12 protein-coding genes are annotated in these 12,557 nt (G+C 71.5%); 9 read left to right on the top strand and 3 right to left on the bottom strand.

Features of this window, described 5'->3' with window-relative positions; genetic code table 11:
- Positions 1–112: 112 nt before the first annotated feature.
- The 8 genes from HNR22_RS29985 to HNR22_RS29950 all read left to right on the top strand — a co-directional run bounded on the left by HNR22_RS29985 (position 113) and on the right by HNR22_RS29950 (position 8,472).
- A complete protein-coding gene (locus tag HNR22_RS29985; protein ID WP_179783200.1) occupies positions 113–733 on the top strand; it encodes an L-threonylcarbamoyladenylate synthase in 621 nt (206 codons plus the stop codon).
- A 276-nt stretch (positions 734–1,009) separates the two neighbouring features.
- Complete coding sequence (locus HNR22_RS29980; RefSeq protein WP_179783199.1) at positions 1,010–1,351, top strand: PadR family transcriptional regulator; 342 nt, start codon at positions 1,010–1,012, stop codon at positions 1,349–1,351.
- Entirely contained in the window at positions 1,348–2,295 is a 948-nt protein-coding gene (locus HNR22_RS29975; RefSeq protein WP_179783198.1) for a permease prefix domain 1-containing protein, read from the top strand. The genes HNR22_RS29980 and HNR22_RS29975 overlap by 4 nt, the downstream gene beginning before the upstream one ends.
- A 119-nt stretch (positions 2,296–2,414) precedes the next feature.
- Entirely contained in the window at positions 2,415–3,752 is a 1,338-nt protein-coding gene (locus HNR22_RS29970) for a sensor histidine kinase (protein WP_179783197.1), read from the top strand.
- The gene (locus HNR22_RS29965; protein WP_088947372.1) at positions 3,749–4,468 is read left to right on the top strand and encodes a response regulator; all 720 of its coding nucleotides are present in this window, start codon (positions 3,749–3,751) and stop codon (positions 4,466–4,468) included. Before HNR22_RS29970 ends, HNR22_RS29965 begins: the two co-directional genes overlap by 4 nt.
- An 81-nt stretch (positions 4,469–4,549) precedes the next feature.
- Positions 4,550–5,443, top strand: a complete 894-nt coding sequence (locus HNR22_RS29960) for an ATP-binding cassette domain-containing protein (protein ID WP_179783196.1) — start codon at positions 4,550–4,552, stop codon at positions 5,441–5,443.
- Complete coding sequence (locus HNR22_RS29955) at positions 5,440–6,501, top strand: ABC transporter permease (RefSeq protein ID WP_179783195.1); 1,062 nt, start codon at positions 5,440–5,442, stop codon at positions 6,499–6,501. Before HNR22_RS29960 ends, HNR22_RS29955 begins: the two co-directional genes overlap by 4 nt.
- A 177-nt stretch (positions 6,502–6,678) precedes the next feature.
- Entirely contained in the window at positions 6,679–8,472 is a 1,794-nt protein-coding gene (locus HNR22_RS29950; protein WP_179783194.1) for a carbohydrate binding domain-containing protein, read from the top strand.
- A gap of 68 nt (positions 8,473–8,540) precedes the next feature.
- Here the strand turns inward: HNR22_RS29950 and HNR22_RS29945 are convergent, their stop codons facing one another.
- Entirely contained in the window at positions 8,541–9,653 is a 1,113-nt protein-coding gene (locus HNR22_RS29945; protein WP_179783193.1) for a peptidoglycan-binding protein, read from the bottom strand.
- A 254-nt stretch (positions 9,654–9,907) separates the two neighbouring features.
- Here HNR22_RS29945 and HNR22_RS29940 point away from each other — a divergent pair, with 254 nt between their 5' ends.
- A complete protein-coding gene (locus tag HNR22_RS29940; protein ID WP_179783192.1) occupies positions 9,908–10,990 on the top strand; it encodes an RICIN domain-containing protein in 1,083 nt (360 codons plus the stop codon).
- A 22-nt stretch (positions 10,991–11,012) separates the two neighbouring features.
- On the opposite strand, the gene HNR22_RS29935 is transcribed toward HNR22_RS29940, so the two are convergent.
- Both HNR22_RS29935 and HNR22_RS29930 read right to left on the bottom strand, forming a co-directional pair.
- Positions 11,013–11,633: a DUF402 domain-containing protein gene (locus HNR22_RS29935; protein WP_179783191.1), complete on the bottom strand. Its 621-nt coding sequence runs from the start codon at positions 11,631–11,633 to the stop codon at positions 11,013–11,015.
- Between the two features lie 110 nt (positions 11,634–11,743).
- Positions 11,744–12,496, bottom strand: coding sequence for a YebC/PmpR family DNA-binding transcriptional regulator (locus tag HNR22_RS29930; protein WP_179783190.1), 753 nt, complete (start codon positions 12,494–12,496; stop codon positions 11,744–11,746).
- Positions 12,497–12,557: the final 61 nt, after the last annotated feature.

Below are 12,557 nucleotides of genomic sequence, written 5' to 3'. Positions count from 1 at the left end.
GGAGCCGACCGGGACCTACCCTACCGAGGTGATCTCGGCGGCTCCACCGTCCGCGCCGAGGGTCGTGGCCCTCGTCTCCTGCTCGCCCGTGAGTGCGCCTAGGCTCTTCAGGATGGCGAGGTACTACGACGTGCACCCGGAGAACCCCCAACCCCGGATCATCGGCCAGGTCGCCGACCTGATCCGCGGCGGTGGGCTGGTCGCCTATCCGACGGACTCCTGCTACGCGCTCGGCATCCAGCTGGGCAACCAGGACGGGCTGGACCGGATCCGTCAGATCCGCCACCTCGACGACCGGCACCACTTCACGCTGGTCTGCCGGGACTTCGCGCAGCTCGGCCAGTTCGTCCAGATCAGCAACTCGGTCTTCCGGCTGGTGAAGGCGTCCACCCCGGGCAGCTACACGTTCATCCTGCCGGCCACCCGTGAGGTGCCGCGCCGGATGCTGCACCCGAAGAAGCGCACCGTCGGCGTTCGCGTACCCCGGCACACCGTCACCCAGGCGCTGCTGGCCGAGCTGGCCGAGCCGCTGGTGTCGAGCACGCTGGTCCTGCCCGGCGACGACGAGCCGATGACCCAGGGGTGGGAGATCAAGGAGCGGCTCGACCACCAGCTCGACGCGGTGCTCGACGCTGGCGACTGCGGCAAGGAGCCGACCACCGTGATCGACCTGTCCGGCCCCGAACCGGAGATCCTGCGCCGGGGTGCCGGCGACGTGTCCCGCTTCGAGTAGTCCGCCCGGCGCGGCGAGCGCGTCACCACGTCGATCACCTCACCCGGCAGCCTCTGGCTGCCGGGTGACTGTCGTGCGCGCTTCCTTTGCTCTGCCGCCGCTTACGCACCACCGGGCGGCGCGGCGCTGGCGCATCCGCAGGAGCAGAGCAAAGGGAGTGAACGACCCCTCGTGGACCCCGGCACCCCGCCGGACCTCAGACCATCACAACGCTGTCGACAGATACGACGTTATTGGCGTGGACAACACTGTGTGGCACACAGTATGGTGTGACACATGGTTAGCGAGGACGTTCTACGGACGCACCTGCAGGAGTTGCGTCGAGGCACCGTCGTGGTGGCCAGCCTGGTCGCGTTGCGCCGACCGGACTACGGCTACGCACTGCTGCAACGGCTCACCGACCACGGCTTCCCGGTCGACGCCAACACGCTCTACCCGCTGCTGCGCCGCCTGGAGGACCAGGGGCTGCTGACCAGCGAGTGGAACACCGAGGAGAGCCGGCCGCGCAAGTTCTACCGGACCAGCGACGAGGGCGAGTCGATGCTGACCCGGCTCCTCGACGACCTCGCCGCCGTACAGACCTCCATCACCGGGCTGATCCAAGGAGTCGACCGATGAACACCCTGACCGACCGCTATCTCGCCGCCACCCTGCGCTCGGTGCCCACCCAGCGCCGGGACGAGATCGCCAGCGAGCTGCGCGCCTCGATCGAGGACATGATCGAGGATCGCACCGGCAGCGGCCAGGACGCCCCCACCGCCGAGCGGGAGGTCCTCACCGAGCTGGGCAACCCGGACGAGCTGGCCGCCCGGTACGCCGACCGCCGGCTCCAGCTCATCGGCCCGACCTACTACCTGGTCTGGCTGCGACTGCTGAAGCTGCTGCTCAGCTTCATCCCGGCGGTCGTCGGCACGATCGTCGCCGTCGTCAAGGTCGCCGAGGGCAGCGGTTTCGGGGCCATCGGACCGGGCCTCGTCGTCGCCCTGCACGTGGCCGTGCACATCGGGTTCTGGCTCACCCTGACCTTTGCGATCATCGAGCGCTCCCAACCGGCCATGGACCTGCCGGACTGGACGGTCGACCAACTGCCCGACGTCCCGGCCCACCGCGATATCTCCCTCGCCGACACCATCGCGTCGGTGGTCATACTGGTGGTGACCATTGGCTACCTACCGTTCCAGCACTACCGGTCCTGGGTGCGCGACACCGACGGCGACAACATCCCGGTCCTCGACCCGGCGCTGTGGTCCTTCTGGCTGCCGGCACTGATCGTTGTCATGCTCGGCACCCTGGTGTTCGAGATCGTCAAGTACCGGATCGGGCATTGGAACTGGGCGCTGTTCGGGACCAAGGCGCTGCTCAACCTCGCGTTCTCGGTGCCGCTGGTGTGGCTGGCGCTCTCCGACCGGCTGCTCAACCCGGACCTGGGCGAGCGGTTGAGCTGGCTGGCGGACGCGGACAATCGCAACCTCATCGGGGTCGCCATCGCGGTGGGTACGGCCGCGATCCTGGTCTGGGACCTGATCGACACCGCTCTGAAGACGCGCCGCCAGACGGCGTGAGCGGCACCCGACACGACGGCCCGGCGCGCTCCCCGCGCCGGGCCGCCGCCCGTCGGCAGGAGCTGGCGGCGGTCCCGCCCGGTGGACGGGCGCCGGGGGTTCCGTGGCATCGTTCCTGGATGACCGTGGCACAGCGTGACGAATGGCGTCGCCCGGGTCCGACGCCGGAACAGCGCCGCAACGACCTCTGGCTCGGCCTCGGGGTGACCGCGCTGGCCCTGGTGAGCCTCACCCTGGCCCGCAGCACCGGGGCGTTCCTGCTGGGTCCGCCGCCGTCCGGGCAGGAGCAGCTGTTCTGGACCGTCGCGGTGACCCTGCCGCTGATCTGGCGGCGACGCTGGCCGGCCGCGACCCTGCTGATCATCTCGGTGGTGTTCATCGCCGCGCAGGCGCGCTCGGCCCCGGAGACCCAGTTCTCCTCGTGGGCCCTGTTCTGCGCCCTCTACACGGTGGGCGCCTGGGGACAGGACCGTCAGCGGTCCCGCCGGCTGCGGATCGGCGTGATCGCCACGATGTTCGCCTGGCTGGGGATCTACTACGCGGTGTCCATCGACCACATCCCGCCCGGCGCCTTCGCCGACGCCGTCGGGCCGGTGCCACCGGTGCTCGCCGCGATGGTCACCGGCGTCCTGGTCAACGTGCTGGTCTTCGGTTTCGCGTACTTCTTCGGCGAGACCGCCTGGGTCGCCGCGCGCCGCGAGCACGAGCTGCGGACCCAGGCCGAGAACCTGCGCCGGTCCCAGGCCGAGGCTCGGGAACGGGCGGTGCTCGGCGAACGGGTGCGGATCGCCCGGGAGCTGCACGACGTGGTCGCCCACCACGTGTCGGTCATGGGGGTGCAGGCGTCCGCCTGCCGCCGGGTCTTCGACCGCGACCCGGGCAAGGCCCGCACGGCCCTCACCGCCATCGAGCAGAGCGCCCGCACCGCCGTCGACGAGCTGCGTCGGATGCTCGGCGTGCTGCGGGCCCCCGCCAGCACCGACGCCGAGCCGCCGGCGACCGGCGGCGTCGAGCGGATCGGCGAGCTGGTCGAGCGGGCTCGAGCCGCCGGCCTGACGGCAACCCTCGGGGTGTACGGCGACGCGGTCGCGTTGCCCGAGTCGGTCTCGCAGGCGGCCTACCGGGTGACGCAGGAGGCGGTGACCAACACCCTGAAGCACGCCGGAGCGAACGTGTTGGACGTACGGGTCCGGTACCTGGCCCGCGAGGTGGAGGTCGACGTGACCGACGACGGACGAGCTGGCCGCCGGGTCAACACCCTCGGGCTGGGCCTGATCGGTATGCACGAACGGGTCAGCGCCCACGACGGCGACCTGGAGGCCGGGCCGCGCGCCGGTGGCGGCTGGCGGGTACGCGCCCGCTTCCCACTGCCGGCACTGGCGGACCCACCGGTCGGCGCGCAGCGGGCGCCGAGCGACGAGCAGCAGCCGGTCGTCGACACGGCGCGTTCGGCATGAGCGCCGCACCGACCGGCGAGACGTCGGCCCCGGGTCCGACCGTCCGGGTGCTGCTCGCCGACGACCAGCACCTCGTCCGCACCGGCTTCCGGGTCATCCTCGAGGTGGAGGACGACATCGAGGTGGTCGGCGAGGCGGCCGACGGCGAACGGGCCGTCACCATGACCCGAGCCACCCGCCCGGACGTCGTACTCATGGACGTGGAGATGCCCGGGATGGACGGCTTGGAGGCCACCCGGCAGATCACCGCCGACGGGCCCGGTGGGCCGGCGGTGCTGATCCTCACGACCTTCGACCGCGACGACTACCTCTTCGCCGCGCTGCGGGCCGGTGCCAGCGGCTTCCTGCTGAAGAACGGCACGCCGGAGGAGCTGATCGAGGCGATTCGTGTGCTGGCCAGGGGCGACGGCCTGCTCGCCCCGGAGATCACCCGGCGGGTGATCTCCACGTTCGCCCGTCCCGGTGACCCGGCGGGCACCGCCCACCGGGGACCGGAGGCCGACGCCGCGCTGGCTGGGCTGACCCCGCGGGAACGGGAAGTGCTTGTGCTGCTCGCCGGCGGGTCGAGCAACGCGGAGATCGCCGCGAGCATCCACCTGGGCGAGGCGACGGTGAAGACGCACGTGAGTCGGGTGCTGGCCAAACTGGGCCTGCGCGACCGGGTCCAGGCGGTGGTGTTCGCGTACGAGAACGGGGTGGTCCGGCCCGGCGGGTGACCGCCATCCGTCGTAGGACGGACCCACCCGCTCAACCCTCGGACGGACGGCGTGACGCCGCATTCGATCTAGCGTGGATGCGTGACCAGAACGCTTCGCCTCGACGGCGTCGACCGCAGTTTCGGCGACCGGCAGGTGCTCAAGAACGTGTCCTTCGAGGTGGCCGCCGGCCGGATGACCGGCTTCGTGGGCGCCAACGGCGCCGGCAAGACCACCACCATGCGGATCATCCTGGGTGTGCTGTCCGCCGACGCCGGCGAGGTGAGCTGGGGCGGTACGACGCTCACCCGGCAGGACCGCCGGCGCTTCGGTTACATGCCGGAGGAGCGCGGCCTCTACCCCAAGATGACCACCCGGGAGCAGGTGACCTACCTGGGCCGGCTGCACGGCCTGGACGCACCGGCGGCCCGGCGCGCCACCGACACCCTGCTGGAACGGGTCGGGCTCGGTGCGCGCGGCGACGACCTGCTGGAGACGCTGTCGCTGGGCAACCAGCAGCGGGCCCAGATCGCCGCCGCGCTGGTGCACGACCCCGAGGTGCTGGTGCTCGACGAGCCGTTCTCCGGCCTCGACCCCCTCGCCGTCGACACCGTCGTCACCGTGCTGCGGGAACGCGCCTCGGCCGGAGCGCCGGTGCTCTTCTCCAGCCACCAGCTCGACGTCGTGGAGCGCCTCTGCGACGACCTGGTGATCATCGGCGACGGGGTGATCCGCGCCGCCGGCAGCCGGCAGCAACTGCGCGACTCGTACACCGTGCCCCGCTACGAGCTGGTGGTGGCCGGCGACGCCGGCTGGGTACGCGACCACCCCGGGGTCACCCTGGTCGAGCTGGACGGCGCGCGAGTCGTCTTCGACCTGCCGGCCGGCGCCGACGAACAGCCCGTGCTGCAGGCGGCCCTCGCCCGCGGCCCGGTCCGCGCCTTCCGCCCGGTCAGCCCCTCGCTCACCGAGATCTTCCGAGAGGTCACCCAGTGAACGTCACCCAGGCCACCCGGCTGGTCGCCGAACGCGAGATCCGCGTCAAACTCCGCGACCGCACCTTCCTGTTCGGCACCCTCTTCTTCCTGCTGATCGCGGCGGCGGGCACCATCCTGCCGCCGCTGCTCTCCGGCGGTCCGGACACTGTGGCCGTCACCCAGGAGGCAGCCGGACCGCTGCGGGACGCCGGACTCGACGTCCGCGTGGTTGCCGACGACCGGGCCGCCGAGCAGGCCGTCCGCGACGGTGACGTGGACGCTGCGGTGGTCTCCGGTCCGAAGGTTCTCGCGATGGACGAGTCCCCCTCCGACGTGGTCCAGGCGCTGAGCACCTCGCCGCCGGTGCAGTTGCTCGACCCGGACGCGGTCGACCCGGTGGTGGCGTTCCTGGTGCCGTTCGTCTTCGCGTTCGTCTTCTTCATCACCTCGCAGACCTTCGGCCTGCAGATCGCGCAGAGCGTCACCGAGGAGAAGCAGACCCGGATCGTGGAGATCCTGGTCGCGGCGGTGCCGGTACGGGCGTTGCTGGCCGGCAAGGTGGTGGCCGGCGGCATCCTGGCGTTCGCACAGATCGCGCTCATCGCCGTGGTGGCGGTGCTCGGCATGCAGATCGGCGACAGCGGCGGCCTGCTCAGCCTGCTCGCCCCGGCGATCGGCTGGTTCGTGCCGTTCTTCCTGCTCGGTTTCGTGCTGCTCGCCGCGATGTGGGCGGCAGCCGGAGCGCTGGCCAACCGGCAGGAGGACATTGCCGCCGTGTCGACACCCGTGCAGCTCGCCGTCATGCTGCCGTTCTTCGCGGTGATCTTCCTGAACGACAACGCCACAGCGATGCGGGTGCTGTCGTACCTGCCGTTCTCGTCGCCGACGGCCATGCCCCTGCGGCTGTTCACCGGTGACGCGGCCACCTGGGAACCGATCGTCTCGCTGGCCATCCTGCTGGTCGCCGCCGGTGCGTTCGTGATCGCCGGGGCCCGGGTCTACGAGGGTTCACTCCTGCGCACCAACGGCCGGACCTCGCTGCGCGCCGCCTGGCGGGAGCGCGAGACGATCGGCTGAGTCGACGGTTCGCCCCACGCGGGCGCCGGTGTCCTGACGGATGCCGGCGCCCGCCGCCGTACGGCCCCGTTCCGGGCGCTGTTCGGTGGCCGTGAACAGCGCGAACGCTCCTACGTTGAGCCGATCCTCACGGCAACGACCTGGTCGTCGCCGGTCCCTGGACCGGAAAGGCTCTCGATGTCCCCACCGATCAACACACGGCACCTTCGTCGCCTGCTCGCCGTGGTGCTCGCAGTCGCCCTCGCCAGCACCCTCACGGCCCTCGTCCGGCCCGCGCCGGCCGCCGCCGCCCCGGGCGACCTCATCCTCAACGGCACGTTCGACAACGGCAGCACCCAGCCCTGGTGGACCCGGCTCGCCTCGACCAGCACGACGGTCAATGCCGGGCAACTGCGCGTCCGCACCAGCGCGACGGTCGGCAAGCCCGTCTGGGAGGACCTGGTCGGCCACTTCGAGTTCGGAGTGACGGCCGCGCAGCCGTACCGGTTGCAGTTCGACGCCGCCGCGGACGTCAGCCGCTCCCTGCGCGTCTCGGTCTCCCGGGCGGACACGCCCTTCACCTCCTCCGTCGACCAGAGCGTCGCGCTCACCCCCACGATGCGCCGGTTCACCTTCGACTTCACCTCCCCGTTCGGTGACCCGAAGGCGGTGCTCCTGTTCCACCTCGGTGGCCAGGCCTCCTCGACGGTCCGGTTCGACAACGTCTCGCTCAGCCCGTTGGCCGTCGACCCGGCCACCGATCCGATCCTGTACTGGAACGGCGTGCTGCTGCGCACGTACCAGGCGCTGGACCTGCCGCCCACCTCCTCCTCCCGGGAGGCCGCCATCCTGCACGCGGCGATGCACGACGCCGCCGTCTCCGTCACCGGCGTCGGAAGTCCCTACCGGGTACGAGTGCCGGTCAGTTACCCGGGCACCATGGACAACGTCGTGGCGCCGTCCCTGCACGCGGCCATCGACCGGGCCGCGTACGACGTGCTGACCGCCCTGTACGGCGGCCAGGGCCAGTCCTACACCCAGGCCCTCGCCGGCGCTGTCGCCCTCCGGCCGTCCGGGGTGAACGCCGCCGAGACCGCCCGCGGTGACACCGTCGGCGCGGCGGCGGCCGCCGCCAACCTCCAGGCCCGCGCCAACGACGGCTCCGGCAACAACACCCCGTACCAACTGGACGCCGTACCCGGTTCGTGGCGGCCGACCAACGGCAAGGCGGCGGTCAGCCCGAACTGGGGCCTGGTCACCCCGTTCGCGCTCACCTCCGGCCGGCAGTTCCGCCCCGGGCTGCCGGCCGGGGTGACCGGGGGTTACGCCGACCTGCTCGGCGAGCAGGAATACCGCGACCAGGTGCAGGAGATCCGCGACTACGGCGGTCAGACGTCGTCGCTGCGGACCCCCGAGCAGACGCAGATCGCGTTCTTCTGGGCCAACGACCTGGCAGGTACGTACAAGCCACCGGGCCAGCTCTTCTCGCACACCCGGACCGTGTCGGAGCAGCGTCAGCTCGGCATCCTGGCCAACGCCCGGCTCTTCGGGCTGGTCGCGCTCGCCCTCGCCGACGCCGCCATCGCCGCCTGGGATGCCAAGTACCAGACACCGATCGACCTGTGGCGGCCGGTGACAGCCATCGAGGCGATGGGCGGCCCGGGTTGGCAGCCGTTGTCCCAGGATCGCGCCGGGGTGCCGTACACGCCGGCCTTCCCGGCCTACATCTCCGGGCACGCCACCTTCGCGGGGGCCTGGTCCGCCGTGATGAAGAGGTTCTTCGGCACCGACGCTGTCGCCTTCGACGCCACCACCGACGATCCGCACGCGGAGGGCGTGGTCCGGCACATGACCGGCTTCGACCACGCCGCCGAGGAGAACGCGCTGAGCCGCATCTACCTCGGCGTGCACTACCGGTTCGACGCGGACGCCGGACTCGCCACCGGCCGTTCCGTGGGCGCGTACGTGTACGCCAACCGGCTGCGGCCGTGAGGCGTCAGTCGGTGTGACGGGGGATGCTCCCCGCCCGGTCCGTGGACCCGGGTGGGGAGCATCACGCGTCACCGCGACGCCGTGCAGTGCCAGTGGCCAAAGTCGCCGGTACGCGACCAGACGTGCCGGGCCGCTCCAATGCTCCAACCCGGGTCCAGCGCCGTCCGCCGATCGACGCCCAACCGGGACAACTCCATGTCGCTGAACTGGAACAACCCCCAGCGCCGAGACCCGTCCCCGGCGATCTCCACGCGGTACGGGTCCAACCCGGACAGGCAACGCGCCAGCTGCACCGCCCCGCCAGGGTCCTCCGGGAAGACCCGCCGCACCTCCTTGCCGATCCGGTCCTCCGTCCAGGTGGGCGGCACCTTCGCCGCGCCGGACAGCTCGTCGAGCACCCGCCCGTCCGCCGTGCCGCTGACCGGCAGACCACCGAACGCCTGGAAGACGATCAGTCGGCTGGTGGTTTCCGGGCCGAACCAGCCGTCCACGGGCACGTCCAGTCCGCCCGCCACAAGACGTTCCTGGAGGTCCAGCACGCACGGGCCGTACATGCCCTGGCGCAGGATCAGCGGGCAGCCGTCGGACGGCGAACTGTCGACGGTGGCGGCGGCACCCGGGAGCAGCACCCCGGACGCCCCGACCGTCAGCACGCCGAGCACGGCGAGCACCGCGAGCCGAAGCCAACGGCGGGTCGGCCAGGGCGCGGTGACTCGCGGCGGCGCCGGCCGGACCGGGCCGACGACGGTCCCGGGCGGTCCGCCGTCCGCGCTCGGTCCGCCGGTTGCGGCCGGTCCGCCGTCCACGACTGGTTCGCTGTTCGCGGCCTGCTGGGGGGCGGCGGGTGGCGACGAGGTGGTCGGCGCCGCCTGGTTCTCCCATCGATCCCGCTCGCCGAGGCGGGCCTCGATGTTCCGCCGCGTCTCCACCCACCGCCGCACGTCGGCGGGCGTGGTGCCGCAGGCCACCAGCAGGGCCACGACGGTGCGCTCCCGGGGCAGGGTGGTCCGCCCCAGCATCGTGGCGAGGGTGCTCGGCGGTAGCCAGTGCCCGGCCGCCGAGGCCAGCCTGGTGATCTCCCGGTAGGTCAGACCGGAACGCCGACGCACCTCCCGGAGCAGTGCGACGTACTCCCCCGCCGTGGCCACCTGTGTCAGCCGATTCCGGGCAGCGTCATCCATCGGATCTCCCCGTGTCGTTGATGTCGTCGGGCCCCGGATCGGTGCCCATCCGAACGCGCCAGCCGCACACCGATCAGCGGCGCGGCCATTGAGGACAGACGGTAGATAGGTCCATCGGCGAGAACAATGCCCTGGTCAGCGCGGTGCGATGTCCGGGCAGCTCAGGACGGCATGTCCGGATCCTGTCCGACCATCTCGGACAGTCACCCCGGGCCACCTTGCCCCCACGAGTCCCGGGTCTGGACAATCGTGCGATGACCACGGGGGAGCTACGACCGGACGAGGCGACCGACCCGGCCGAGTTCGTCGACATGCTGCGCCGGCTCAAGGACCGGTCGCGGCTCACGTACCGACAGTTGGAGCAACGCGCGGCGGCGAGCGGTGACGTGCTGGCCCGCAGCACCGCCGCCGACATCCTGCGCCGATCCACACTGCCTCGACCCGAGGTGGTGGCCGCGTTCGTCCGGGCCTGTGGCGCGGAGGATCAGGTGGAGACGTGGCTGCGGGCGCGGCACCGGCTCGCGGTGGGCACGTACGCGCCGACATCGCCCCCGCCGGTGTCGCCCGCGCCCGATGACCGGCCCGCCGATGGCGACGCACCCGACCTCCGGCCATCCGTCGGCACGGGGGCGGGGAGCGCGAGTGCCACCCGACCGCGCTGGTTCGCGCGGCCGGTGCCGCTGGCACTGCTCGTCGGCGTCCTGCTGGCCGCCCTCGGCGTGGGCATCTGGACGCAACGCCCCGACGACGACGAGCGGCGGACGGCACAGCTCACCGACCCGAGCACGTCGGCAGGCGGGAGCCCGCCGGCCACGGCGGCGGGCGAGAGCCCCTCGGCCACGCCCGAGAGCAGCCCCAGCCCGACCATCGGCCCAGACGCGCTCCTGAGCCGGATCCGTCCCGCCCGCAGCCCGCAACTCTGCGTCAGCGAGGGGCGTGACCGCACCGGCGAGTACGGGAGCCAGGTGGCGGTGCAGATCTCCTGCGCCGAGGCCACCCCGCCTGACACCTATCTGGAGCCGGCGGCCGGCGGGCTGTACTTCATCAAGTGGAACCACCCGGAGCACGGGCCGGGCTGCCTCACCGTCCGGGGTGAGAATCCCGGCCGGAACATGCTCGAACCCGTCACCAAGTGCAGCCAGAGCAACTGGTCCCAGCTGTTCCGCTTCGAGCCGACCGGGTCCGCGCCGACCTCGTACCGCATCCGGCCCACCCGCACGGACCTGTGCGTCGGGCTGCGCGACGATGACACGGAGGTGTCGGCCGAGGCTCTCGTCGAGCCGTGCACGAACGGCCCGGACCAGGTGTTCCTGATCGACGCGCTGCCGAAACGCTGACCCCCGGGGGTCGGCGGGCTGCTCAGCGGGCGGGCGGCACCTGGTCCCAGCCGGTGGGCAGCGGGGGCGCCGACCAGGCCGGGTCGGGTTGCCATTGTGCCCACGCCGGGTCCCACCAACGCTCGCCCGCGTCGAGCAGCGCCGCGATTCGGTCACCCTCGGCCTGGATCGCGTCAGCCATCCCGGGGTAGCGCCCCTCGACGAGGCGCTGGGCGAACATCTCCACGTCCTTCCAGACGTACCGGTCGGCGTCCGCGCCCCACCACAGGTCCAGCTCGTGGTCGAGGGTGTCCACCCCGATCGGCGTACGCCGCACCGGGTCCTGGAGGTTGAAGTACCAGCCGGCGAAGTCGCGCCCCGGCCCCGTCCAGAACACGTCGACCGAGTGCGCCTCGCCGGGGCGTTGCAGCATCAGCTTGCCGTGGCCGGACCAGGAGCGGTGCCCGGCGGTCTCCCACGGGTGCCGTCCGCACGGAAAGACGCCGGTCTCCGGGAAGCCGAACTCGGCCCCCGGTGGAAGGTAGAGGGCGAGCAGGTCGGGCGAGTCCTCGACGCAGATCGTCGGGCAGGCGAACCAGACCTCGCCCCGCAGCACCTCACGGCGCACCACCGTGTCACCTGGCGCGAACCGGTCTGCCGCCACTTTCCCACCTCCACGTTCGACGCCATCGCCTGGTCAGCTCGGGTTTGCGAAAGTCGGGGTGTCCCAGCGCGAGGGACACCCCGACTTCCGTGGTTCCGAGTCGACAGCTCTCAGGCGTCGACCGCCGCCATCACGTCGTCGCTGATGTCGAAGTTCGCGTAGACGTTCTGCACGTCGTCGCAGTCTTCCAGGACGTCGATCAGCTTGAAGATCTTGCGGGCGCCCTCTTCGTCCAGCGGGATGTTCATGCTGGGGATCAGGGAGGACTCCGCCGACTCGTACTCGATGCCGGCGTCCTGCAGCGCCGTCCGTACCGGAATCAGGTCGGTCGGCTCGGAGACCACCTCGTACGCCTCACCGAGGTCGTTGACCTCCTCGGCGCCGGCGTCGAGGACGGCCATCATCACGTCGTCCTCGCTGGTGCCCTCCTTGGGGACGATCACCACGCCCTTGCGGGAGAACATGTACGACACCGAGCCGGCGTCGGCGAGCGAGCCGCCGTTGCGGGTCAGCGCGGTCCGCACCTCGGTGGCCGCCCGGTTGCGGTTGTCGGTGAGGCACTCGATGAGCATGGCCACGCCGTTCGGGCCGTACCCCTCATACATGATCGTCTGCCAGTCGGCGCCGCCCGCTTCCAGGCCGGAGCCGCGCTTGACGGCGCGGTCGATGTTGTCGTTCGGCACCGAGCTCTTCTTCGCCTTCTGGATCGCGTCGAAGAGCGTCGGGTTGCCGGTGGGGTCGCCGCCGCCGATCCGCGCGGCCACCTCGACGTTCTTGATCAGCTTGGCGAACATCTTGCCGCGCTTGGCGTCGATGACGGCCTTCTTGTGCTTGGTCGTCGCCCACTTTGAGTGGCCGGACATCTTCTACCTCCGTCTGTCATTCCACGCCTGCATCGACTGCCGCACCGAGTTCGCGCCGCAT

This window comes from Micromonospora jinlongensis, assembly GCF_013410645.1.
Lineage (GTDB): Bacteria > Actinomycetota > Actinomycetes > Mycobacteriales > Micromonosporaceae > Micromonospora > Micromonospora zamorensis.
The sequence above is the reverse complement of the archived record's forward strand: the minus strand, read 5'-3'. Positions and strand labels throughout refer to the sequence as shown.